Raw genomic sequence first — 24,195 nt, forward strand, 5'->3', positions numbered from 1 at the left:
ACGTGCTCCGCCATGAAAAGCGGCGGTGTCTGATACGCGGAAAATTCAAATCCCAGGGAAAAGCAAGGAAACATTAATGGTTCATCTAGCGTTCATGGCGGGCATGTGACAGTTCGATGAAGTTTTTATGACGCCGCGAAATCGGCGGGAATGACATTGGAGTCCGCCCTTGATCGCATCGGTCATGAAGTCCGCGCAGGCCAGAAGAATGGCGTTGCTTTCCACTGGTCTCGGCTCCAATGTCCGCTCTCCGGCTGCCCGCAGTGTCCTCAGCGTCGCGCTGACCTTGTCGATCGCGCTGCTCAGCGTCATCGCCGTCGAATGGATCGCCCGCAGCACGCTTGCCGATGTCGGCGATTTCCTGACCTCGACGGCCCGCCCCGGCATGACCACGGTGGCGATGCTGACCATCCTGATGCTGACGTTGGACGCCGCATTCGGCCGCCGCCACCAGTCCGCGCTGATCGTCGTGCCACTGGTGCTGATCCCGGCTTTCGTCTCGAACCAGAAGCAGCACTATCTCTCCGACCCGTTCTATCCGTCGGATATCCTGTTTGCCCGCCAGATCATGGAGCTTCTGCCGGTGATGGTCCGCGACCGGCCCTTCACCGCGGTCGCCCTGGTCATCGGTATCGCGCTTCTCGCCGCCGGCATCGTCTTCGGCTGGCGCTATGCCTGGCGCACCTTCCCGAAGCTCTCGGGCCAGGCGCGTCTGCGCCGCCTCTGCCTCGGCCTGCCCGTTATCGCCGCCTTCGGCTCGCTGATGGATTATTCGCAATATTCCTATATCCGCGACCGCCTGCAGGTCGTGCCGATGATGTGGGATCAGAAGGAAAACTACCGCAGCAACGGTTTCATCCTGGCCTTCATCTTCAACGTGCCGATGGCCGACGTCGCGGCTCCGGCCGGGCTGAATACCGAAGCGCTGGATGCGATCCCCGCCCGCAATTACGGCTATCTCGCAGGCCCGCGCGAAAAGCCTGACGTGATCATGCTGATGAGCGAATCCTTCTGGGATCCGACGCGGCTGAAGAACCTCAATTTCAGCGCCGACCCGATGCCGACGATCCGCGCTTCGCAATCCGGCTACGTCTTCTCGCCGGAATTCGGCGGCATGACCGCGAATGTCGAGTTCGAGGCGCTGACTGGCTTCTCGAATGCCTTCCTGCCCTATGGCAGCATTCCCTATCAGCAGTATATACGCCGCGATATTCCCTCGCTCGCCACCTTTTTCCGCGGCGAAGGCTATGCGGCGCGCGCGCTGCATCCGTTCAGCGGCTGGTTCTGGAACCGCAACGAGGTCTACAAGGATTTCGGCTTCGAGGAATTCCGCACCGAGGAAACCCTTCCGCCGATGGAAAAGCGCGGCATCTTCGCCTCCGATGACTCGCTGATGAAGGAGATCATGCGCGAGGGCGACGGCCTCGACAAACCCTTCTTCTTCTTCGCTGTCACCCTGCAGGGACATGGCCCCTACGAGGCCAATCGCTACGCGCATAACTCGATCGACATCCAGGGCAATATCCCGGAAGCCGACCGCGCCACGCTCGCCACCTATACGCAGGGAGTCAAGGAAGCCGACGACAGCCTGAAGATGCTGATGGACTGGGCTTCGCACCGCGATCGCGAAACGATCATCGTGCTCTGGGGCGACCACCTGCCGCCGCTCGGCAATGTCTACATGAGTGCCGGCTACATGCCGGACCAGGTGGCCACCCGCAAGGCGCCGCTCGACGTCATGAAGCAGCAGCACGAGACGCCGCTGGTCATCTGGTCGAGCAAGAAGGGCGTGAAGCAGGATGTCGGCACCATCAGCCCGTCGCTGATCTCCTATAACCTGCTGAAATTCGCCGGCTTCGAGCATCCCTATTACACGGGCTTCCTCGGCCGCGTTCAGAAGAAATACGACATCATCGACCGCTACCAGCTGGCGACGCGCAAGAACGAAGTCACGCCGGATTGGGTTCTCGACCCGAAGAAGCTCGACCCGCTGGTGCGCGATTACCGTTATCTCCAGCATGACGTGATGTTCGGCAAGGCGCAGACGCTCGACCGCTTCTTCCCGCAGCACGTGATGGTCAACGAAGCCAGCTACTGAGCCTAAGACTTTAATTTGCATTGCATTCCGCCGGTCGGCGGGAATACTGGCTCCGACGCGATAACGCTTCGGAGCCAGGCATGTATAATCTTCCCAATTTCATCCACACGCATTTCGGCAAGAGCGCCGACGAACTCGGCGATATCGAGAAGCGCGTCCTCGCGAAGGCTCACGAGCGCAGAATCATCTCGACCGACGTCAACGCTGCACTCTCGGCGGAATCCTCCTTCGGCCAGCGGGTTGCCGACGGCATTGCACGCGTCGGCGGCTCCTGGTCCTTCATCATCGCTTTCCTCGCCTTCCTGGCCATCTGGACCGTGGTCAATACCATCATCCTCGCCACCGGTGCCTTCGACCCCTACCCCTTTGTCTTCCTCAACCTGATCCTGTCGATGCTGGCCGCCATCCAGGCGCCGATCATCATGATGTCGCAGAACCGCCAGGCCGAACGCGACCGCTTCGAGGCAGCCAAGGACTATGAGGTCAATCTGAAGTCGGAGCTTGAGGTCCTGTCGCTGCACCAGAAGATCGATATGCGGGTGCTGACCGAACTGACCGCGCTTCGCGAGGATGTCGCCCGCCTCAGCGCCGCCCTGGAAGCCAAGAAGATCTAGCCAGCGCCCGGATATTGCGGCAGTCCGTCGTTGATCTCGTAGAAATCACCCTTGTCGGCGCAATAGATGTGATAGCCGATGGCAAGATCGCTCGGCTTGTCGAAGGCACCGGCGAGGATCGACACCGCATCCGAGCCGATCCGCTGCCAGAACAGCGCGGAGCCGCAGTTGCGGCAGAAGCCGCGCTCGGCCGCCTCGCTCGACTGGTACCAGTGCAGGGTTTCGCGGCCGTCGATCACCAGCCCGTCGAGCGGTACATCGGCTGAGGTGAAATAGAGGCCGGTCTGGCGCCGGCACTGCGAGCAATGGCAGGCAACCACCGGCCCGGGCTTATTCCTGCTCCGAAACCGGACGGCACCGCAGGCGCAGCCTCCCGTATATTCCCTGTCCATCGTCCGATCCTCCGCCGTCATCTGCAGGGGAAATTGGCTGCAGCCGCGCGCCCGGTCAAATCCAATCTCTTGATGGAAAAGGTCAGCATTATTGATGACTTGCGCCCGCCCCACGCCGGGACAGGGTCGCGCACAAACCAGCAAAAGTTGCAGGCGAATACTGACCGCCGGTCGCGAGTTTCCCGAAATGGGGCAGGCTCGAAAAGCTGAGACACACGCATCACGTTCATTAGCTAATCTAAAATTAAGAGATGCGGCCTTATATAAGACGAAGCTCAACCGAGCTGACATGAGGTCCAACATGATCGTATTCAACCGTTTCCGGTCGAATGAAAGAGGCGCCGCCGCCATCGAATTTGCGATTGTCGCGCCCATCTTCCTCCTCGTCATCCTGACGCTCATCGCCTACGCCATTTATTTGACCGCCGCCCATTCCGTTCAGCAGATCACCGCAGACGCGGCCCGCACCGCTGTCGCCGGCCTATCGGCGAAGGAGCGCGAAACGCTGGTCGATAATTTCATCACCTCGTCGACGCTCAATCATCCCCTGCTCCAGAAAGACAAGATCCACATCACCGTCACCACCGATCCCAGCAACGTCAACCAGTTCACGGTGACGACGGAGTATGACGCCAACAATCTACCGATCTGGAATCTCTACACTTTTCCTCTCCCCGAACACATGATCCGGCGCTTCGCGACCATCCGGATGGGAGGCATCTGAATGCCGTTCAATGCCCTGCGCTTTTGCCGTGATACCCGCGGCAACATCGCCATCAGCGCTGCCATCTGCGCGCCCCTGATCGTCTACTCCCTCGGCATGGGTATCGACTACGGCATGCTGACGCTGCAGCAGCGCCGCCTGCAGCAGTTGAGCGATATCGGCGCCATTGCCGCGGCCTCCGACATCAACCATGCGCCGGAACAGCTGCTCGCCAATTTCAAGCACAACGGCATCGACGCCGCCGTCACGATCGAGAACGGCTACCTGACCGGTAAAGGAACGCTCCCGAAGGGCGCCGACCTGTCACAATTCCAGGCTGTGGTCAGCTATGCGCCCGGCGCTTACCTCGCCGATCTCGCCATTGCGCCCGATCAGCGCTTCGTCGCCGGCAGGCAGCCATACGATGCCGTAAAAGTTGCAGTGTCGCAGAAGGGCGAGCTCGCCTTCGCCAATATCTTCGCCAGCGCCCCGACCCTCAGCGCCGCCGGCACCGCATCGGCGGCCAAGGTCGCCGCCTTCTCCGTCGGCTCGCGCCTTGCCAGCATCAACGACGGCGTTCTCAATGCGCTGCTCGGCGCCCTGCTTGGCACGAGCATCAGCCTGAAGGCCGTCGACTACGAAAGCCTCGCATCGACAGATATCAACCTGCTCTCCTTCCTCGATCTGCTGGCGACCAACATCAATGCCAGCGCCGCCACCTATGACGAGCTCCTGGCCACCGACATTTCCTATCCGCGCCTGCTGAACACGCTCGGCAAGACGCCGGGCCTGCCCGCTACTGTCGACAAGACGCTGAGCTCGCTGGAAAAGACACTCGGAACGTCGCAGATCAAGGTGAAGCTCGAGGATATCCTCAATCTCGGCAGTACCGGCGAGCGGGCAATCGGCAGCGGATCGAACCTGCAGGTCGATGCAACAGTCATGGAGCTCCTCTCCGCAACGGCGCTCGCGGCCAATCAGAAGAAGCAGGTCGCCGCCAACGTCAACAGCGCCATTCCCGGCCTGCTGAATGTCAAGCTTACACTTGCGGTCGGCGAGAAGCCCGTCGGCTATGCCGCAAATGCGGTCGGCACATCGGGATCGGCGGTGCGCACCCCGCAGATCCGCCTGGCGATCGAAACCAGCGTCCCCGGTATCGGCATCATCGGCGGCATGAAACTGCGCGTCCCGCTCTATGTCGAGGTCGCCTATGCGGAAGCCAGGCTCTCCAGCATCTCGTGTCTCGGCGGCGGAGCGAAGAACGTCAATGTCGGCGTCGAGGCCGTTCCCGGCGTTGCCGAGATCGCGCTCGGCGATGTCGATACCAGCGCCTTCGCCAATTTCGGCAGCAAGCCGCGCGTCAACAAGGCAACGCTTCTCGATATCCTCGGCCTCCTGAAGGCAAGCGCCATCGCCGACGTCAACGTCAGCAATCTCGACAAGAGCAAACTGACCTTCCAGCCCTCCGATATCGCCGCCAAGGCGATCAAGAACATCTCGACCAAGGACACGCTGACCTCGACGGTCCAGAGCCTGCTCGGCAATACCGAAGTCGACGTCCAGCTGCTGACCCTGACGCTCGGCACGCCGAAGGCGGTGACCGCAGCGGTATCGCAGACGCTGACCGGGCTGACCAAGCCCTTAGATGAGCTGCTCTACAACACGCTGTCGATGCTCGGCATCAAGATCGGCGAAGCCGATATCCGCGTCACCGACGCCCGCTGCCAGCAATCGGTGCTGGTGCAATAAAAAAGCCCGGCGCGAAGCCGGGCTTTTCATCATTCACGATATCGCCGGATCAGGCGCTGGCGGCCATGCGCTTCTCGTCGCGGCCACCCTTCATGCGCTCGGCCAGCAGGAATGCCAGTTCGAGAGCCTGGTCGGCATTGAGACGCGGGTCGCAATGCGTGTGGTAGCGGTCGGACAGCGAATCTGCCGTCACGGCGCGGGCGCCGCCGGTGCATTCGGTGACGTCCTTACCGGTCATCTCGATATGGATGCCGCCCGGATGCGTGCCTTCGGCGCGGTGGATCTGGAAGAAGCTTTCGACTTCCGACAGGATCCGCTCGAACGGACGCGTCTTGTAGTGGTTGAGCGTGATCGTGTTGCCATGCATCGGGTCGCAGGACCAGACAACCTTACGGCCTTCCTTCTCGACGGCGCGGATCAGCTTCGGCAGGTTGTCGGCAACCTTGTCGTGGCCAAAACGGCAGATCAGCGTCAGACGGCCGGCTTCGTTGGCCGGGTTCAGCGCATCGATCAGCTCGATCAGGTTGTCAGGCGTCAGCGACGGACCGCACTTCAGGCCGATCGGGTTCTTGATGCCGCGGAAATACTCGACATGCGCATGGTCAAGCTGACGCGTGCGGTCGCCGATCCAGATCATGTGGCCGGAGGTCGCGTACCAGTCGCCCGAGGTGGAATCGACGCGGGTCAGCGCTTCTTCATAGCCAAGCAGCAGCGCTTCGTGGCTGGTGAAGAAATCCGTTTCGCGCAGGCTCGGCTGGTTTTCCGCGGTGATACCGATGGCCTTCATGAAGTCCATGGTTTCGGAAATGCGGTCAGCGAGCTTGCGGTAGCGGTCTGCCTGCGGGCTGTCCTTGATGAAGCCGAGCATCCACTGGTGAACGTTTTCGAGATTGGCGTAGCCGCCCATCGCGAAGGCGCGCAGCAGGTTCAGCGTCGCCGCCGACTGGCGGTAGGCGTCGAGCTGGCGTTCCGGGTTCGGAATGCGGGCTTCCTCGGTGAATTCGATGCCGTTGATGACGTCGCCGCGGTAGCTCGGCAGCGACACGCCGTTCATCGTTTCGATGTTCGACGAACGCGGCTTGGCGAACTGACCGGCGATACGGCCGACCTTGACGACAGGCAGCTGCGCGCCATAGGTCAGCACGACGGCCATCTGCAGGAAGGCGCGGAAGAAGTCGCGGATGTTGTCGGCGCCGTGTTCGGCGAAGCTCTCGGCGCAATCGCCGCCCTGCAGCAGGAACGCATCACCATTGGCAACGCTTGCGAGCTGCTTCTTGAGGCGGCGGGCCTCACCGGCAAAAACCAGCGGCGGATAGGTGGCAAGCTGGGCTTCCGTTGCCGCCAACGCGGCTGCGTCCGGATATTCCGGAACCTGCTGGATCGGTTTTTGCCGCCAACTGCTCGGGGTCCAAGTCTGTGCCATCTTACTCACCTTTATTGCGCCGGACACCATCCGGCGTCTTTGTCCCTAGAGAATAACGGCGGCTTATAAACCTTTAGGTCCGACTTGCCTAGCGGCGTTTCAGACAGTTTCAGGCGCAAAGAACGACGTTTTGCAGCATATAAAGGAATGCCGCAGCCACTCTTCAATCCCGGCCGTTAAGACAAACTATACCACATCATTTTGCGAGCAATTTAGCTTTCCCTGTTACAACGCCCCTCAATATCCAGGGACCGGCGCGGTGCCGGCCCTCAACGCGCCTATAGAGGGATGCTGCGCCCCATGTTTACCCGCCGTTTGCTCGCTGATCGCTCTGGCAATTTCGGGATGTTGACGGCGCTGCTCATGGTGCCGCTGATCGGCTCGGCCGGCATGGCGATCGACTACGGCCACGCGATGAGCCTGCGCACGCAGCTCTACGCCGCTGCAGACGCCGCCGCCGTCGGCGCTATCTCACAGAAATCCAATGCCGTGACCCAGGCGATGACCATGAGCGGCGACGGCGCGCTCACGGTCGGCCAGACCGACGCCCGCAGCATCTTCATGTCGCAGATGCAGGGCGAACTGACGGCCAGCAATGTCAATGTCGACATCCAGGTCAACAAGGTCTCCAACCAGCTGAACTCGCAGGTGACCTTCAGCGCCTCGGTCCCGACGACCTTCATGCAGATCTTCGGCCGCAACACCATCGACATCAGCGGCACGGCGAATGCGGTCTTCCAGACCGCCGCCTTCATGAATTTCTACATCCTGCTCGACAACACCCCCTCGATGGGCGTCGGCGCCACGCCGACCGATGTCGCGACGATGGAAAAGAAGACGCCCGATACCTGCGCCTTCGCCTGCCATGTCGTCTCCGATGCCGGCGTCGAGGACCCCAACAGCTATTACAATCTCGCCAAGAAGAACAATGTGACGCTGCGCATCGACGTCGTGCGCCAGGCAACGCAGCAGCTGACCCAGACCGCCAAGACCCAGCGCGTCAGCGACAATCAGTTTTCCATGGGTGTCTATACGTTCGGCCAGCGCGCCCAGGACGCCAACCTGACGACGATCTCCAGCCCGATCACCGATCTCGACAAGGTGGCGAACTACACCAATGCGGTCGACCTGATGTCGATCCCCTACCAGGGCTACAACAACGACCAGCAGACCAGCTTCGACAACGCGCTGACGCAGATGAAGACGATCATCGGCGATCAGGGCGATGGTAACACGCAGACCCAGCCGCAGAAGATCCTGTTTTTCGTCTCCGATGGCGTCGGCGACAGCTACAAGCCAAGCACCTGCACAAAGGCGACGACGGGCGGCCGCTGCCAGGAGCCGATCGACACTTCCTTCTGCAAGCCGCTGAAGGACAAGGGCATCAAGATCGCCGTGCTCTACACCACCTACCTGCCCCTGCCGAACAACAGCTGGTACAACAGCTGGATCAAGCCCTTCCAGAGCCAGATCCCGACCAAGATGGCAGAGTGCGCCTCGCCCGGCCTCTATTTCGAGGTGACCCCAACCGATGGTATCGCCCAGGCGATGAACGCGCTTTTCCTGAAGGTGATCCGCATGCCGCGGATCACCAGCTGACCGTCAGACCTTCTGGCCGTCGACGATGCGGTAGCTCGGCGCATACATGGTGACGAGCTCTTCCGCCGCAGTCGGATGAACCGCCATGGTGCGGTCGAAATCGTCCTTGGTGCATCCAGCCTTCAGCGTGATACCGAGGATCTGCGCCATTTCGCCAGCGTCGTGACCGAGGATATGCGCACCGATCACCTTGCGGCTCGCCGCATCGACGATCAGCTTCATCAGCATCTTCTCGCCGCGGCCTGACAGCGTCGCCTTCAGCGGCCGGAACTGCGCGCGGTAGACCTCGATTTCCTTGTAGGCCTTGGCCGCCGCCTCTTCCGTCAGGCCGACGGTGCCGATTTCGGGCTGCGAGAAGACGGCGGTCGCGATCGTCTCGTGATCCGGCTTGGTCGGGTTGTTCTTGTATTCGGTCTCGATGAAGCACATCGCCTCGTGGATCGCCACCGGCGTCAGCTGTACCCGGTCGGTGACATCGCCGAGCGCGTAGATGTTATCGACGCTGGTGCGCGAATATTCGTCGACGACAACAGCGCCCCGCGCATCGGTCTTCACGCCGGCCGCCTCGAGGCCGAGGCCTTCGGTATTCGGATCGCGGCCGAGCGCCAGCATCACCACGCCGGCATTCAGCGTACCGTTATTCTTCGTCTCGACGACAAGGCCATCGGCGCCCTTCGAGACCTTCTCGATCACGTCATGGCAGAGAATGCGGATCCCCTTGGCGACCATCGCCTCATGCAGGCCGCGGCGCAGGTCATGGTCGAAGCGCGACAGGATTTCAGCACCACGATAGATCAGCGTCGTCTCGACGCCGAGGCCATGGAAGACATTGGCGAATTCGACGGCGATATAGCCGCCGCCGGCAATGACGATCGACTTCGGCAGCTCGTCGAGATGGAAGGCCTCGTTGGAGGAGATGCAAAGTTCGTAGCCGGGAAGCGCCCTGTGCTCATTCGGGCGACCACCGGTCGCAATCACGATCGTCTTCGCCGTCACCGTCTGCCCGGTCTTGACCAGGCGCACCGTATGGCGATCGATCAGTTCGGCGCGCGTTTCGAGGATTTCTGCGTTCGCATTGGAGAGCCCCTTCTTGTAGAGACCTTCAAGCCGGGCGATCTCGACGTCCTTGGCGGCGCTCAGCTTCTTCCAGTCGAAGCTGCTCTCGCCGACGGTCCAGCCAAAACCGGCCGCGTCCTCGAAATGCTCATGATACTGCGAGGCATAGACGAACAGCTTCTTCGGCACGCAGCCGCGGATGACGCAGGTGCCGCCGTAGCGATATTCCTCGGCGATCGCCACCTTCTTGCCGAGCGAGGCGGCGACGCGCGCGCCTCTTACGCCTCCCGAACCGCCACCAATGACGAAGAGGTCGTAATCATATGAGGACATGGGGGAATGCTCCGTTTGGGAATCGGGAGGGACAATGACCCTGCATATAGTATCGGTCGCCGCCAAAACAAAAGCCCGGCGAGAGCCGGGCTTTTGTCATGCGGATTGTGAAGATGCTTATTGCGGGGTCTGCAGGTTCAGGGCCGGTGCCGGAGCCTTTGCAGGAGCCTTGGCCGGAGCCTTTGCAGGCGCCTGGGCGGCCGGGGCATCGGCCGGTGCTGCAGCCGGCGTATCGAGCTGTACCGGCTCGACCTTGATGACCTTGCTCAGCTCGTCGCTGGCGTTCTTCTGCAGGTCGCGGGCAATGCCCTGTGCCCAGATGTCGGCAGCGCGGTTGGTTTCGCGCGAAGCGATCGGGCCGTCCTTGAGCAGCTTCTTGCCGACGTCGGAGCTGTAGAAATCGGCAATCGCCTTCAGCTCTTCGACCGTGAAGGCCTTGGCGTAGTTGGTTGCGGCTTCCTTCTCGAGATCGGCGCGGCGCGGCGCCAGAGCAAGCGCCGTCGCATCGACCGTCTGCGAGATCTGGTCTTCGTAGTTCGGCGAATCCTGGATCAGGCCGGCCTTCAGGCGTTCGGCGAGGCCCGGCAGGATGTTGTCGAACTGAGCGGTGGCGCCGATCGCAGCGATTGCCGCGCGCGCTGCCTTCAGCTGCTCGTCCGTAACTTCCTGAGCCTTGACGGCGGTACCGAAAGCGAAGCTGGAGAGAATAACGGTCGCAGCGGCGATACGGCCAAGACCTGCAAATTTCTTCATGAGTTTCAGTGCTCCTGTTATCTGTTCGCCTGCAGCGTGCGTGCACCGGAAGGACCAGCAATGATCGCAAGTGCCGCCATATTGAGAAAAAGCCCGTGCTCAACGACACCGGGTATCGAGTTCAGCTCGCTCGAGAGCGCCTCTGCATCAGGAATACGGCCAAATGATGCATCGATGATGTGATGGCCGCCATCCGTCATGAAATCGCCGTCGCCGGAACGGCGCAGCGAAAGTCCGCCCGTCAGCCCGAGCTTGCTTGCCACTTTTTCGATCGCCATGCGCGTCGAAACGAGGCCGAAAGGATTGACTTCGATCGGCAGCGGGAAGCGGCCGAGCGTCTCGACCAGCTTGCTCTCGTCGGCAATGACGACCATACGCCCGGACGCGGCAGCGACGATCTTTTCGCGCAGCAGCGCACCGCCGCCGCCCTTGATCAGCCGCAAGGCACCATCGACCTCGTCGGCGCCATCGATCGTCAGATCGAGCTCCGGCAGTTCGTCGAGCGATTTCAGGGGAACGCCGAGTTCGACGCAGAGCCGCGCCGTGCGTTCGGATGTCGGAACGCCTTCGACCTTGAAGCCCCCGGCGACCTTTTCCGCCAGCAGCCGGACGAATTCCTCCGCAGTGCTCCCCGTACCGATTCCGAGGCGCATGCCGCTTTCCACATGGGTCAGCGCCACCTCGGCGGCCTTGATCTTCATTTCGCGGGCATCCATGCGCCGCTTACTCCGATTGTTTCGTTGGATGTGCTGTTTACACGGCTCGTTTGCCAAACGAAAGCCAAAATAACCGTAGCAAACTGAAAAGCGGAAGCATCCGCGCCCACCCGCCAAAAGCTAGTCTTGGCGTTGCTTTTCCGGCCTCCTTACCCTACTCCGGACCATCAGCATTTCATGAAGAGGCAATAGACTTTGACCCCTGCCCTTGTCGTATTCGATCTCGACGGCACGCTGCTCGACACGCATGCCGATCTCATTGACAGCCTGAACCACACGATTGCCTCGATCGGCCTTGCGCCGGTCAGCTATGACGACCTCACCCATCTCGTCGGCCACGGCGCCAAGGTGATGATCGAGCGCGCCTGCAAGCTGCACGGCCATCCGCTGACCGAAGACGAGTCCGGGCCGCTGCTGCAGCGCTTCATCGCGCATTACAGCTCGACCATGCCCGGCCACACCAAGCCCTATCCGGGCCTGATCGCCGCGATGGACAATCTTAAGGCAAACGGCTTCACGCTCGCCGTCTGCACCAACAAGCTGGAATCACTGGCGCGCACGCTGATCGACGCGCTCGGCCTCACGCATTATTTCGCAGCGATCACCGGCGGCGATACCTTCCCGGTCCGCAAGCCCGACGCCCGCCACCTGCTCGGGACGATCGAAAAGGCCGGCGGCACGCCCGAGCGCAGCATCATGGTCGGTGACAGCTTCAACGACATCGCCGTTGCCAAGAACGCCGCCGTCGCCTCGATCGGCGTCCCCTTCGGTTATTCGGATGTGCCGATCGAAAGCCTGGAGCCCACCCGGATCATCCAGCACTTCGATGACCTGACGCCCGACTTCGCCAACGCGTTGATCCGCGATTACGCGGCAAGCAACAAGACCGCGCAGGCCGTCTAAGCCGGCGATCAGAGCAAACAAAAAAGGCGGCCACCGGCCGCCTTTTTCATGAATACCTGACGGCTCAGATCTGAGCGCCACGCGCCTTGCTGGTGATGTCGAAGGCCTTCATCGTGTAGGTATCGCGATCATAGACGTCGTTGAAATATTCAACATTGCCGTCCTTGTTCGGCCAGGCTGTGAAGTAGGCGATGTAGATCGGGATCCGCTGCGGCACGGACACGGCTTTGTTCTGGCCGCCGGCGATCTGCTTGGCGACATCGTCGACCGTCGTGTTCAGCACGGCGGCCGCCATCGCACGCGGATCGGCAAGACGAACGCAGCCGTGGCTGAGCGCGCGCATGTCACGCTTGAAGAAGCTGCGCTGCGGCGTGTCATGCATGTAGATCGCATGGACGTTCGGGAACAGGATCTTCAGTTCGCCGAGAGCATTGTCACCGCTCGGTGGCTGGCGCACCGAAACATTGGACGTCGAGCCGTACCAGTCGACGCTGGACGACGGAACGGCGCGGCCGTTGACGGCGACTTCATAGCCCATGCGGTCGAGATAGTTCGGGTCGGCGCGCAGCTTCGGCAGCATCTCGTTGATGATGATCGACTGCGGAACGCCCCAGAACGGGTTGAACTCGACCGTCTGGATCTGGTCTTCGAAGAAGAACGTCTGGTGCGACGGCTGGCCGACCACCACCCGCATCGACAGCTGTTCCTTGTTGTCGTTGTGGTAATAGACCATGAAGGCCGGCTGATTGATCATCACGTAGCGGGGACCGAGATCTTCCGGCAGCCAGCGGGCCTGTTCCATGGCCACGACGAGCTTGTTGATCTTTGCCGTATTGCTGTCGCCGCCGGTCATGACGCGGACGGTCGCCTGGCCGATGACGCCGTCAGGCTTCAGGCCATGCTCCTTCTGGAAGTCTTCGACCAGCGACACAACGTCGGGCGAATATTCGGGAGCGCCGGTGTAAGCGGCAAGCATCGCCGCATGCTGGGTCTTCAGCGCTTCCGAACCATGCTTGCCGACGGCCTTGACGATGTTGGCAACTTCAGGCGAGCTGTCGCCCGGGCGCAGCAGACCGCTGAGCGAGATGGTGATCTGCTCCTGGTCGCCGCCTTCAGCCTTCAGCTTGGCAAGTTCCTTCTTCAGGATGTCGAACTCGCGTCCATCCGGGCTGCGGCTGGCGAGATAGGCGCCGACATCCGGGCTCATGCGGGCAAGCTTCAGTACCGGATCGAGATTGACGACCTTGCGCTTGAAATCGTGATAGCCGGACAGCTTGTTGGGATCGATGCGGCCGCGCACCGTGTCCTGGACATAGGCCAGAACCTTCGACGAGAGCTCGAGCTCGAACTGCGTCAGCGCGTGATCGCGAACCGTCGGGTCCGGATTGGCCGGATCGGCAGCCGGAAGGTTGACGGCATAATCGGCGGGGTCGAGGCCGACGGTGCCGGCGTTTGCCAGGAAGCCCATCGCCGCCTTGGCGCGATCGTTGACTTCGGTGCCGGTCACCCAGACAAGCGGGTTCTTGGTATCGCCGTAATAAGTTTCCAGCGACTTCGCGACATTGGCGTCAGCGCGAACCTTGGCATCGGCGAGATAGCGTCGCTGAACGCCCAACTGGTCGCCCGACGTTGCGGACGCATCGACGACGGCACCGGTTACAACCGGATCCGCAAACTTCGCGGTGTTCACCAGACGCATCGGGTCCGGCTTATAGGTATAATAGGTCGGTGCGGTCACCTTCGGCAGCGGCGCGTTGACCGGCGGCTGCATCGTCGGCATCTGCGCCGGATTGGAAGGATCGATGATCGTGCTCTGGGTGCGCTGCCGGTCGCCACGGATCATGTCCATCAGCGTATAGGCATGCGCGGGTGCAGCGAGAGCCGCAAAGCCGCAGGAAAGTGCCAGTGCGGAGACCGCACCCTTGAAAAACGATGTCATGCTTTTTCCAGTCCCAGTGTCATGCTGTCTTGGCGGGGCAAAGCCCATTCAAATTCGTACCGCCTGGCTATCTGCTCATTGGCAGAATCCGGCCTGCGCCGCCAGCGCCGGACGACTCAACTTTGCGTGACGTAACCCGAAGCAGCGACGCCAGGCAGTTCACACAAAATTATGAAATTATTAGTTAATTTTTTACTCAATTTCGCACCGGCGCCAAAGTCCGTTTTTCCCGCCGTTTGGTATAAAATTCCGGCCGTGTCCCAAATGCCACGTCACAAAGGCGCCAAAACATGAAAAACACCTTCATGTTTTAGGGCCGCAACCGGTTTTCTTGCGCCGTTGGCAGGCATATAAGACGCGTATCCTTAAGTCAGCGAGAGGAAGGCGACAGCCATGAGCGCGACCCGTACCGAAACAGACACCTTTGGCCCGATCGAAGTGGCGAGCGACCGTTACTGGGGCGCGCAGGCGCAGCGCTCGCTCGGAAACTTCAAGATCGGCTGGGAAAAGCAGCCGCTGTCGATCGTCCGGGCGCTCGGCATCGTCAAGCAGGCGGCCGCCCGCGTCAATGTCGAGCTCGGCCAGCTAGACCCCGCGATCGGCAAGGCGATCACCGATGCGGCGCACGAAGTTATCGACGGCAAGCTCAACGACCACTTCCCGCTCGTCGTCTGGCAGACCGGTTCGGGCACGCAATCCAATATGAATGCCAATGAAGTGATCTCCAACCGGGCAATCGAAATGCTCGGCGGCGAGATGGGCTCGAAGAAGCCCGTCCATCCGAACGATCACGTCAATATGAGTCAGTCGTCGAACGACACCTATCCAACGGCAATGCACATCGCATGCGCCGAGCAGATCGCCCACCATCTGCTGCCCTCGCTGAAGCACCTTCATGCGGCGCTCGACATGAAGGTCGTCGAGTTCAATCATATCATCAAGATTGGCCGTACCCATACACAGGACGCGACCCCGCTGACGCTCGGCCAGGAATTTTCGGGTTACGCGGCGCAGGTAGGATCGGCGATCAAGCGTATCGAGATGACCCTTCCCGGCCTCTGCGAACTCGCCCAGGGCGGCACCGCCGTCGGCACCGGCCTTAACGCGCCGGTTGGCTTCGCCGAAAAGGTGGCCGAGGAAATTGCAGGAATCACCCACCTGCCCTTCGTGACCGCCCCGAACAAGTTCGAAGCGCTGGCCTCGCATGACAGCATGGTCTTCAGCCATGGCGCCATCAACGCCGCTGCCGCCGCACTCTTCAAGATCGCCAACGACATCCGCCTGCTCGGTTCCGGCCCGCGCGCCGGTCTCGGCGAACTGGCGCTGCCGGAAAACGAACCGGGTTCGTCGATCATGCCGGGCAAGGTCAACCCTACCCAGTGCGAAGCGCTGACCCAGGTCTGCATCCACGTCTTCGGCAATCACGCGGCACTGACCTTCGCCGACAGCCAGGGCCATTTCGAGCTCAACGTCTACAATCCGATGATGGCCTATAATTTCCTGCAGTCGGTTCAGCTGCTCGGTGACGCCGCGGTCTCCTTCACCGACAATTGCGTCGTCGGCATCGAGGCGCGCGAAGACAATATCAAGGCCGGACTGGAACGCTCGCTGATGCTGGTGACCGCACTCGCCCCGACCATCGGCTACGACAACGCCGCCAAGATCGCCAAGACCGCCCACAAGAACGGCACGACGCTAAAGGAAGAGGCTCTCGCCAGCGGCCTGGTCACCGCCGAGCAATACGATGCCGTCGTCCGCCCCGAACAGATGATCGGCCCGAAATAAGCGCAGGCGCGATTCGCTGACGCAGCAACACGGCCGAACGCCCAGACAAGAAAGGCTCGCGGAGGTCACTTCGCGAGCCTTTCGCCGTTTTTCCCGGCATAAACGGGCCTTGGGTTTGCCCGGCAGCGTGTCTAACGCGACACCATGACGTATGTATAAAACCGCGCGGACTTTAAAAAATAAGATTAAGATTCGCATACTCGCGCAGTATAGCAATATATAACGAAATACAAACTCAACATAAGGATTCATTATAAACTTATAATATATCACCTATAGTTAAGTATATTACTGTACGTTGACGTTTATATATATAAACGCGTGATAAATACGCAACATCGATACTTTACAACGCCTTGTGACAAACTTGTAATTTTGACGTTTGGTTTGCCCTGTACCCACCGCCTCGAAGTCGGGGGCATGCCACCTTCTTCTCAAAAACAAGGTCCGGGAGAGGGAATGCCGTTGGCAAAAAATCCCGGTCCAATCGAAACTTTGAATTGGAGGTTATCCATGAACATCAAGAGCCTTCTCCTTGGCTCCGCTGCGGCTCTCGCAGCAGTTTCCGGCGCTCACGCCGCAGACGCCATCGTCGCCGCTGAACCGGAAGCCGTCGAATACGTTCGCGTCTGCGACGCTTACGGCACCGGCTACTTCTACATCCCGGGCACCGAAACCTGCCTGAAAATCAACGGCTACATCCGTTTCGACGTCAACTACGGCTTCGGCGAAGGCTTCGAAAACGGCGGCCTCGAAGACTGGAACGTCCGCACCCGCGCACAGGTTCAGTTCACCTCCAAGAGTGACACTGAATACGGCCCGCTTACCGGCGTCATCGTCTATCAGTACAACTTCCGCCCGAACGCGATGAAGGGTATCGATACCGCCAGCCTCGGTGGTGCGTCGAATGAGATGTCGCTCGATCAGGCCTACATCGACATCGCAGGTCTGCGCGTCGGTAAGATGCTCAACTGGTGGGATAACGACTTCTCGGGCGAGTTCGACGTGACCAACTCCGGCACGACGAGCTTCAACACCATCCGTTACCAGTATGAAGCAGGCAGCTTCTACGCCGGTATTGCGGTTGAAGAAGTTGGCGGCGTAAGCGACTTTGCTGCCTGGCAGCATGGTGGCAACGACATCGGTATCGACGCTGCCGTTGGCGGCAAGGTCGGCGACTTCACCTACGAGTTGCTCGGCGGTTATGACGTTGACGCAGAAGACGGCGCAGTCCGCGCTAAGCTCGGCGTTGCCGTCGGCCCGGGCACGCTTGGCCTCGCTGCAATCTGGTCCAGCGGCCCGAGTGCTTACTTCACCAAGGGTGAATGGTCCGTGGCTGCTCAGTACGCTGTCAAGGCAACTGACAAGTTCACGATCACGCCTGGCGTCCAGTACACGGACAACATCGATCAAGTCGATGGCGAATATGACTCGGGCAACGAACTGCGTGTTGGCGTTACGCTCGACTACCAGATCGTCGACAACCTCTCGTCCAAGTTCACCGCAACCTACGTCAAGCGTGACCACGATGCAGCTGAAGACACGGACTTCGTCCAGGGCTTCTTCCGCCTGCAGCGTGCATTCTAATCTGATCTGACTCCTTCGGATCGAGGCCCGTCCGGCTCTGCCGGGCGGGCTTTTTGCCGCGGCCGAACGTCTGCGCGTCCGCATTGCATTGCATTTCCCCGCGCCCGGATTTAGATCGCTTCCAAACTAGCCCATTTGAAAGGTCTCCGATGGCTAACGATCTCTTTCCGCTCGGCAAAGACACCACGCAATACCGCAAGATCAGCAGCGACCATGTCTCTGTCGACAGCTTCAAGGGTCAGGACATCCTGACGGTCGAGCCGGAGGGCATCCGGCTGCTGGCAGAGACCGCCTTTGCCGATATCAACCATTTGCTGCGCCCGGGCCACCTGAAGCAGCTGGCTTCCATCCTCGATGACCCTGAGGCGACCGACAACGACCGCTTCGTCGCCTATGACCTCCTGAAGAACGCCAATATCGCTGCGGGCGGCGTCCTGCCGATGTGCCAGGATACCGGCACCGCGATCATCATGGGCAAGAAGGGCCGCCGCGTCTGGACGGAAGGCGGTGACACCGCAGCACTCTCAAGGGGTGTTCTCGACGCCTATGAGAAGAAGAACCTGCGCTATTCGCAGCTGGCGCCGATCAAGATGTTCGAGGAAAAGAACACCAAGAACAATCTCCCGGCCCAGATCGACATCTACGAGGAAGGCACAGATAGCTACGACTTCCTGTTCGTCGCCAAGGGCGGCGGCTCGGCCAACAAGACCTTCCTTTACCAGGGCACGCCGTCGCTCCTGACGCATGATCGGATGATCGACTTCCTTAAGGAGAAGATCCTCACGCTCGGTACGGCAGCCTGTCCCCCCTATCATCTTGCGATCGTCATCGGCGGCACTTCCGCCGAGATGAATCTCAAGACGGTGAAGCTCGCTTCCACCCGCTATCTCGACGACCTGCCGACCGAAGGCTCCGAAAGCGGCCATGCCTTCCGCGACATCGAGATGGAAAAGGAAATCCACAAGCTGACGCAGCAGATGGGCGTCGGCGCCCAGTTCGGCGGCAAGTATTTCTGCCACGACGTCCGCGTCATCCGCCTGCCCCGCCACGGCGCCTCGCTGCCGATCGGCCTCGGCGTCTCCTGTTCCGCCGACCGCCAGGCGAAGGGCAAGATCACCCGCGACGGCATCTTCGTCGAGCAGCTCGAAACCGATCCGTCGAAATACATGCCTGAGATCGACGAATCCAAGCTGTCGGAATCGATGGTCCGCATCGACCTGAACCAGCCGATGGCCGATATTCTCGCCGAGCTTTCCAAGCACCCGGTCAAGACCCGGCTGTCGCTGACCGGCACGATCATCGTCGCCCGCGACCTCGCGCATTCGAAGATCCGTGAGCGTCTGGAAAATGGCGAAGGCATGCCGGACTACATGAAGAACCACCCGGTCTATTACGCCGGCCCGGCAAAGACCCCGGCAGGCTATGCCTCCGGCTCCTTCGGCCCGACCACCGCCGGCCGCATGGACTCCTACGTCGATCAGTTCCAGTCCTTCGGCGGCTCGATGGTGATGCTCGCCAAGGGCAACCGCTCGCGCGCCGTCCGCGAAGCCTGCAAGAAGCACAACGGCTTCTATCTCGGCTCGATCGGCGGCCCGGCCGCCCGTCTGGCGCAGGATTGCATCAAGAAGGTCGAAGTGCTCGAATATCCGGAGCTCGGCATGGAAGCCGTCTGGAAGATCGAGGTCGAAGACTTCCCCGCCTTCATCGTCATCGACGACAAGGGCAACGACTTCTTCCAGGAACTCAATCTGGGTTAAGACAATGCCAATGATCGGCTCCCGAAGCGCCTTCGGAAGCCGATGGCTGCTGATCGCTGAAGCTTTAGGCATAAACGTGTTCACAGAAGCGCGGCCATTTCGATGGCCGCCGTCAATGAAATAAGAACACGGTTATGCAAATTTTTTCAGAGATTTTCCGGGAAAATTTCAACCGCCGCCACGCGAAAGACACCCATGGGTGTGAATATTCCTCAGATTTTCTAGCATTTTCAATGCCATAGTATTTCCGGAATATACAACCAGAATAATCACATGTAATCGTTGGTATATATCGTCTTAATTGTTTCCCAACGAATTTAAGCTAGCCAATAGAAGATTGCTTTTCTAATTCCTTGAGGAGTATGCCGGATGAATACGGCTGCAGCGCAGAAAGCGCAGATCCCGGATGTCGCAGGCCAGATCACTTTTGCCATGCGTTCGATGGGCGTCGCGCCAATCCCGCGCAATTACGAACTCTTCTACGAAGCCTATATCGGCTCCAATCCCGCCCTCACCCGCGACCTCGCAGCACTCGGCAATCAGGCGACGCAGGAAGAACTGGATGAGCTCGGCGCACAATATTTCTGCCACTCCCCGGCGCGCGTCTTCGATGATGTCCACACCCGCATCGCCGCCGAACTCGAGGGCCTGCTGAGGGTTCTCCGCCAGGAGCAGACCTCTCTCGAAAGCTACAACAAGCTGCTCGGCGAAACCTACCGCCGCATCAACACCAAGAACACGACCAGCGTCGACCTCCTCGAAAACGCCATCAACCTCTTGACCCAAGCAACCGGCGACACGATGGCCCACGGCGAACGCACCGTCGAAAATGTCGCCCAGCGCTCGCAGGAAATGGATCAGGTCCGCAAGGAGCTCGACGAGTACAAGCGCATCGCCAACACCGACTCGCTGACCCGCCTTTCCAACCGCCGCGCCTTCGACGACCGGCTCGCCGCCGTTTTCGACAATGCAGCGCTGAAGCCGGTGACTGCCCTGGTGCTTGCCGACATCGATAATTTCAAGAAGATCAACGACACCTACGGCCATCCGGTCGGCGATAAGATCCTGGCGACCGTTGCATCGGTCATCCGCGCCAATGTCCGCCGCGATGTCTTCGTCGCGCGCACCGGCGGCGAGGAATTCGCGCTGATCATCGACGGAAATACCCAGGAAGAGGTCGTCGCCATGTCCGAGCGCATCCGCCGGACGCTGGAAGCAACCCCCTTCAAGAACTCCCGCACGCGGGTCAATTATGGCCCGGTCACGGTGTCGATGGGCGTCTGCATGGCGTCTCACGCCGAGGATGCCGGCGAGCTCTATTATAAGACCGACATCGCCCTCTACGGCGCCAAGCATGCCGGCCGCAACTGCAGCGTCGTCTACGAGGATGGCATGCAGAAGGACTTCACCAAGAGCTGGCTGATCTACAAGGCCTGACGCGTCACCATCTGGTGACGCTCATCACCACATCGTCTTCGCCGCACGTCCCGCCCATTCGCGGTCGTATGTCTCGTGGTCGAAATCTTCCGTCGCCACCTTCAGCATCATGCCGGGTGTCGGCAGGCTGGCCGGATCGATGAAATTCTCCGGGTTCCACAGCTGCGAGCGCATCAGCGCCCGCGCACACTGGAAATAGACCTCATCGATGGTGATGACGACGACGGTGCGCGGATGCTTGCCGTCCATCTCGAAGCTCGAAAGCAGGCTCTCGTCGTTGGACACCACGCCATGCCCGTTGATCCGCATCGTCGTATTCGATCCCGGCACCAGGAACATCAGCGCCAGCCGCGGATCGCGCACGATATTCAAGAGGGAATCGACGCGGTTGTTGCCGCGCCAGTCGGGCAGATGGATCGTCTTGTCGTCAATGATCCGGACAACGCCGCCGATGTCACCGCGCGGAGAGCAATCGAGCCCTTCGGGGCCGACGGTGGCGAGCGCCATGAACGGCGAGGCCTCGATCATCTGGCGATAAAGCGGCGTCAGCGCCTTGGTCACCTTCGCGACGGAAGCCTGCGACAGGCCACCGGCGTAGATTTCGCTGAGCTCTTCCGCCGTGCTGATGATTTTCATGATCGTCCCGCCATCTCTACCGGACGGCAATTAGCCACCTAAGATGACGCTACAATGACGCGCGCCGGACAGGAAGCTCGACAAAGGAAACAATCTCGGCGCCCTCGCCCTGTCGATCGCCGAGGAAAGCCTCGATCTCGTCAAGCACCGGCTTGGCGCCGATGATGCGCCGGTGGCCGAAACCGTTGGCCCAGAAGACCCGGACCGCGTCCCCGGCCGCCTGATAGCGCCGTGCATGATGCGCTCCAACTTCCTTGTCATCTTCCGCATGGATCGTCAGCACCTGCGCTCTCAACCGTCCCGCCGGTTTCGCGACATCGAAATCCGCAAGCTGCCGCCCGGTGATCCTGCCGACCTTGCCTTCCAGTGCCGCCTGAGCCGCCTTGCCGAGCCCGATCATCCTGCCGAAATCGGTGAAGAGCCACGCCATTTCGCTCGGCGAACCGATCGTGACGATCTTCTCCACCTCGATCGGCCGCATATGCGGCAGGATGCCGGTCGCCGAGACCATCAGTGCCGCGCCGCCGAAGGAATGGCCGACCGCCGCGTCGAAAGCGCCAAAGCGCTCCTGCGCAGCCGCGATCGCCTCGACGGCGAGCCCCATATGCAGGAATCGTCCGCCGGAGAGACCGTGTCCCGGGAAGTCGAGGCCGATGACCTCGGCCCCATCCTTCGCGAGATGCGCAATCAGATCGGTCATGTAGGCCATGCCGGATCCCCAGCCATGGGTCACGAGGTAACGCTTGCGCTTGCCGAGAGCGCCGCCATTGATCCGGAAGGCCGCCGCACGCCTGCCGCTCGCAAGCGGCAGTTCGATCCGTTCGGCATTCTTCAGCCAGTCCATACCCGCCGCATGCGCCGCCTTCGCCTTGGCACCCTGCGGGCGCTGAGGCGGCGTCCTGCAGAAAAGGCGGAATGCCACCTCGCCTGCAAGACGGGGTGAAATTGCCTGCAGCGCGGTAAATCCGAGGCGGGTGACGCCAAGCGCAAACTTTGCCATAGTGGGAATCCGATAATGTTCAACACTGAACAATAAAGTACAACGATGAACAAAAATCAATCCCTACCCTGGGATCATCCGCGTTTTCGCAGCTGGATCGCCGTTGCCCGCGCCTGTCAGCTGATGCAGCAATCGCTCGGCCGCTCGCTTGCGGAGCTCGACATCAAGACGCCGCATCTCGATATCCTGATCAATCTCTACCGCTTCGAAGGCCTGACGCAGCAGGATCTGGCCCGCAAGCTGCTGGTCGGCCGCTCCAACATGAGCATGCTGCTGCCGCAGATGGAAAAGCGCGGGCTGATCGAACGCCGCGGCGACGAGCGCGACAAGCGCGTGCTGCGGCTCTATCTGACCGCCGAGGGCCGCGTGCTGACCGAAAAGGCCATGGTGATCCAGACCGGCCTCATCGACCGCATGCTGACGGACGAGCCGCTGGAGCAATGCATGGCGATGGCCGATTCGATGGAGCGCATCATCGCGCTCCTGCAGAATGACCTGAAGGACGAGGACTGACCGGCGCTAATGCAGCGTCGGTGCCGGTGCCGCCGAACCGAGCGACCGGTATTCCCAGGCCGCGACGATGACGAGAACCAGCGCCGCCAGGATACCCAAGACATAGATCTCCACAGCCGGCACCAGGAAGGTCAGCAGGATCAGAAGCACGATGCCTGCGAGATGCGAGAGCGGTGCCTTGCCGCTCGTGGCGCCCTTGAACCAGAGATTGCCCGCCAGGAACAGGCCGGATCCGCCGAGGATGACAGCGGCAATGCCGAGATCGCCGACCTCATGCGGATGCGAGAAGATGAACTCGACGGCAACGGCATCGACGATGATACCGGCCAGGATCGGGATATGCGCGTAAGTGAAGGCCTGCCGCGCCATACTGCCCGGCTTCGCCTCGTGCTCGATGCGGTGAGCGGCGCGCTCATGGCCGAAGCGGAAATAGAGCCACCACATCGCCACCGTCGACGCGAAGCTGGTGACGAGCACCAGCCCGGTCATCGGCGAGAACGGCATTTCCGAGAAGGTCCGGCCGGACACCAGCACCGCCTCCCCGAGGCAGATGATGATGAACAGCGCACAACGCTCGGCCATATGGGCGCCCGAGACGTCCCAGTCGGCGGTCGACGACTTACCGAGCCCCGGCACGAAGAAGCCCGAGGCCGGACCGGCATATTCGATCGCCAGCGCAATCACCCAGGCAATCAGCCGCGCCTCATGCTCCAGCAGACCACCGGCGATCCACAACACACCGGCTACGGCGAGCCATATGCTGATGCGGGTGAAGTTGAGATAGTTCGAATGGCTCGAATGGCGGACGGCATAGGCGGTGAAGACCGACCGGCCTACCTGCATCAGAACGTAAGCGCCGGCAAACAGCAGCCCCTTGTCGCCGAAGGCTTCGGGGATCGAGGACGACAGGACCAGGCCGAGCAGCATCAGCACGATCAGCATGGCGCGAACCGGCATCTTTTCAGGATCGAGCCAGTTGGTCACCCAGGCGGTAAATATCCACACCCACCAGACGGCAAAGGTCATCAGCGCCGCTTCCGCCGCGCCGAGCAGCGAATAGTGAGCGGCGAGCGCATGGGAAAGCTGCGAGATCGAGAAGACGAAGACAAGGTCGAAGAACAGCTCGAGGAAGGTCACCTTGCTGCTGCCCGGGCTGCCTTTTGCCCGCAGCCAGTTTCTCACCGTCGTCCCTGCCATCAATG

At 60.8% G+C, this 24,195-nt stretch carries 20 protein-coding genes; 11 read left to right on the forward strand and 9 right to left on the reverse strand.

What is annotated here, in order from left to right; genetic code table 11:
- Positions 1-208 precede the first annotated feature (208 nt).
- The gene (locus tag ACEN84_RS19645) at positions 209-2,098 is read left to right on the forward strand and encodes an LTA synthase family protein (protein ID WP_413709624.1); all 1,890 of its coding nucleotides are present in this window, start codon (positions 209-211) and stop codon (positions 2,096-2,098) included.
- A gap of 80 nt (positions 2,099-2,178) precedes the next feature.
- On the forward strand, positions 2,179-2,712 hold the full coding sequence (locus tag ACEN84_RS19650) for a DUF1003 domain-containing protein (protein ID WP_130278182.1): 534 nt from the start codon (positions 2,179-2,181) through the stop codon (positions 2,710-2,712).
- Here the strand turns inward: ACEN84_RS19650 and ACEN84_RS19655 are convergent.
- Positions 2,709-3,104, reverse strand: a complete 396-nt coding sequence (locus tag ACEN84_RS19655) for a GFA family protein (RefSeq protein ID WP_112716591.1) — start codon at positions 3,102-3,104, stop codon at positions 2,709-2,711. The genes ACEN84_RS19650 and ACEN84_RS19655 overlap by 4 nt on opposite strands.
- Before the next feature lie 301 nt (positions 3,105-3,405).
- On the opposite strand from ACEN84_RS19655, the gene ACEN84_RS19660 reads away from it, so the two are divergent.
- Together ACEN84_RS19660 and ACEN84_RS19665 are read left to right on the forward strand one after the other, a co-directional pair.
- Positions 3,406-3,828, forward strand: a complete 423-nt coding sequence (locus ACEN84_RS19660) for a TadE/TadG family type IV pilus assembly protein (RefSeq protein WP_112716595.1) — start codon at positions 3,406-3,408, stop codon at positions 3,826-3,828.
- A complete protein-coding gene (locus ACEN84_RS19665) occupies positions 3,829-5,556 on the forward strand; it encodes a pilus assembly protein TadG-related protein (RefSeq protein WP_413709625.1) in 1,728 nt (575 codons plus the stop codon). It abuts the gene before it with no gap.
- Positions 5,557-5,605: 49 nt separating this feature from the next.
- Here ACEN84_RS19665 and ACEN84_RS19670 read toward each other — a convergent pair whose 3' ends face one another.
- On the reverse strand, positions 5,606-6,979 hold the full coding sequence (locus ACEN84_RS19670) for a class II 3-deoxy-7-phosphoheptulonate synthase (protein ID WP_112716599.1): 1,374 nt from the start codon (positions 6,977-6,979) through the stop codon (positions 5,606-5,608).
- A gap of 300 nt (positions 6,980-7,279) precedes the next feature.
- Here ACEN84_RS19670 and ACEN84_RS19675 point away from each other — a divergent pair, with 300 nt between their 5' ends.
- Entirely contained in the window at positions 7,280-8,578 is a 1,299-nt protein-coding gene (locus ACEN84_RS19675) for a pilus assembly protein TadG-related protein (RefSeq protein WP_413709626.1), read from the forward strand.
- A gap of 3 nt (positions 8,579-8,581) precedes the next feature.
- Here ACEN84_RS19675 and gor read toward each other — a convergent pair whose 3' ends face one another.
- The 3 genes from gor to rpiA all read right to left on the reverse strand — a co-directional run bounded on the left by gor (position 8,582) and on the right by rpiA (position 11,436).
- Positions 8,582-9,967, reverse strand: a complete 1,386-nt coding sequence (gene gor, locus ACEN84_RS19680; protein ID WP_413709627.1) for a glutathione-disulfide reductase — start codon at positions 9,965-9,967, stop codon at positions 8,582-8,584.
- Between the two features lie 117 nt (positions 9,968-10,084).
- Complete coding sequence (locus ACEN84_RS19685; protein WP_112716605.1) at positions 10,085-10,720, reverse strand: DUF2059 domain-containing protein; 636 nt, start codon at positions 10,718-10,720, stop codon at positions 10,085-10,087.
- Positions 10,721-10,737: 17 nt separating this feature from the next.
- Positions 10,738-11,436: a ribose-5-phosphate isomerase RpiA gene (rpiA, locus tag ACEN84_RS19690; RefSeq protein ID WP_112716607.1), complete on the reverse strand. Its 699-nt coding sequence runs from the start codon at positions 11,434-11,436 to the stop codon at positions 10,738-10,740.
- 195 nt (positions 11,437-11,631) lie between these two features.
- Between rpiA and ACEN84_RS19695 the strand changes: the two genes are divergently transcribed.
- On the forward strand, positions 11,632-12,339 hold the full coding sequence (locus tag ACEN84_RS19695) for an HAD family hydrolase (protein WP_413709628.1): 708 nt from the start codon (positions 11,632-11,634) through the stop codon (positions 12,337-12,339).
- Positions 12,340-12,403: 64 nt separating this feature from the next.
- Here the strand turns inward: ACEN84_RS19695 and ACEN84_RS19700 are convergent, their stop codons facing one another.
- On the reverse strand, positions 12,404-14,278 hold the full coding sequence (locus tag ACEN84_RS19700) for a L,D-transpeptidase family protein (RefSeq protein WP_413709629.1): 1,875 nt from the start codon (positions 14,276-14,278) through the stop codon (positions 12,404-12,406).
- 393 nt (positions 14,279-14,671) lie between these two features.
- Between ACEN84_RS19700 and fumC the strand changes: the two genes are divergently transcribed.
- From fumC to ACEN84_RS19720, 4 genes are all read left to right on the forward strand, one after another.
- On the forward strand, positions 14,672-16,063 hold the full coding sequence (fumC, locus tag ACEN84_RS19705; protein WP_413709630.1) for a class II fumarate hydratase: 1,392 nt from the start codon (positions 14,672-14,674) through the stop codon (positions 16,061-16,063).
- A gap of 513 nt (positions 16,064-16,576) precedes the next feature.
- The gene (locus ACEN84_RS19710; RefSeq protein WP_413709631.1) at positions 16,577-17,650 is read left to right on the forward strand and encodes a porin; all 1,074 of its coding nucleotides are present in this window, start codon (positions 16,577-16,579) and stop codon (positions 17,648-17,650) included.
- Between the two features lie 149 nt (positions 17,651-17,799).
- Positions 17,800-19,407 (forward strand): fumarate hydratase, encoded by a 1,608-nt coding sequence (locus ACEN84_RS19715; protein WP_413709632.1) that lies wholly within the window; start codon positions 17,800-17,802, stop codon positions 19,405-19,407.
- 369 nt (positions 19,408-19,776) lie between these two features.
- The gene (locus tag ACEN84_RS19720) at positions 19,777-20,844 is read left to right on the forward strand and encodes a GGDEF domain-containing protein (protein WP_130278173.1); all 1,068 of its coding nucleotides are present in this window, start codon (positions 19,777-19,779) and stop codon (positions 20,842-20,844) included.
- A gap of 24 nt (positions 20,845-20,868) precedes the next feature.
- Here the strand turns inward: ACEN84_RS19720 and ACEN84_RS19725 are convergent, their stop codons facing one another.
- Both ACEN84_RS19725 and ACEN84_RS19730 read right to left on the reverse strand, forming a co-directional pair.
- Positions 20,869-21,480, reverse strand: a complete 612-nt coding sequence (locus ACEN84_RS19725; protein WP_413709633.1) for a pyridoxamine 5'-phosphate oxidase family protein — start codon at positions 21,478-21,480, stop codon at positions 20,869-20,871.
- A 49-nt stretch (positions 21,481-21,529) separates the two neighbouring features.
- Entirely contained in the window at positions 21,530-22,480 is a 951-nt protein-coding gene (locus ACEN84_RS19730) for an alpha/beta hydrolase (RefSeq protein WP_413709634.1), read from the reverse strand.
- 45 nt (positions 22,481-22,525) lie between these two features.
- On the opposite strand from ACEN84_RS19730, the gene ACEN84_RS19735 reads away from it, so the two are divergent.
- Positions 22,526-22,993 carry a MarR family transcriptional regulator gene (locus ACEN84_RS19735; protein WP_130278170.1) on the forward strand — a complete coding sequence of 156 codons (468 nt, stop codon included), beginning with the start codon at positions 22,526-22,528 and terminating at the stop codon, positions 22,991-22,993.
- A 6-nt stretch (positions 22,994-22,999) separates the two neighbouring features.
- Here ACEN84_RS19735 and ACEN84_RS19740 read toward each other — a convergent pair whose 3' ends face one another.
- On the reverse strand, positions 23,000-24,190 hold the full coding sequence (locus ACEN84_RS19740) for a low temperature requirement protein A (RefSeq protein WP_413709635.1): 1,191 nt from the start codon (positions 24,188-24,190) through the stop codon (positions 23,000-23,002).
- Between the last annotated feature and the right edge of the window lie 5 nt (positions 24,191-24,195).

This window comes from Rhizobium sp. Rhizsp82 (assembly GCF_047325115.1).
GTDB lineage: Bacteria > Pseudomonadota > Alphaproteobacteria > Rhizobiales > Rhizobiaceae > Rhizobium.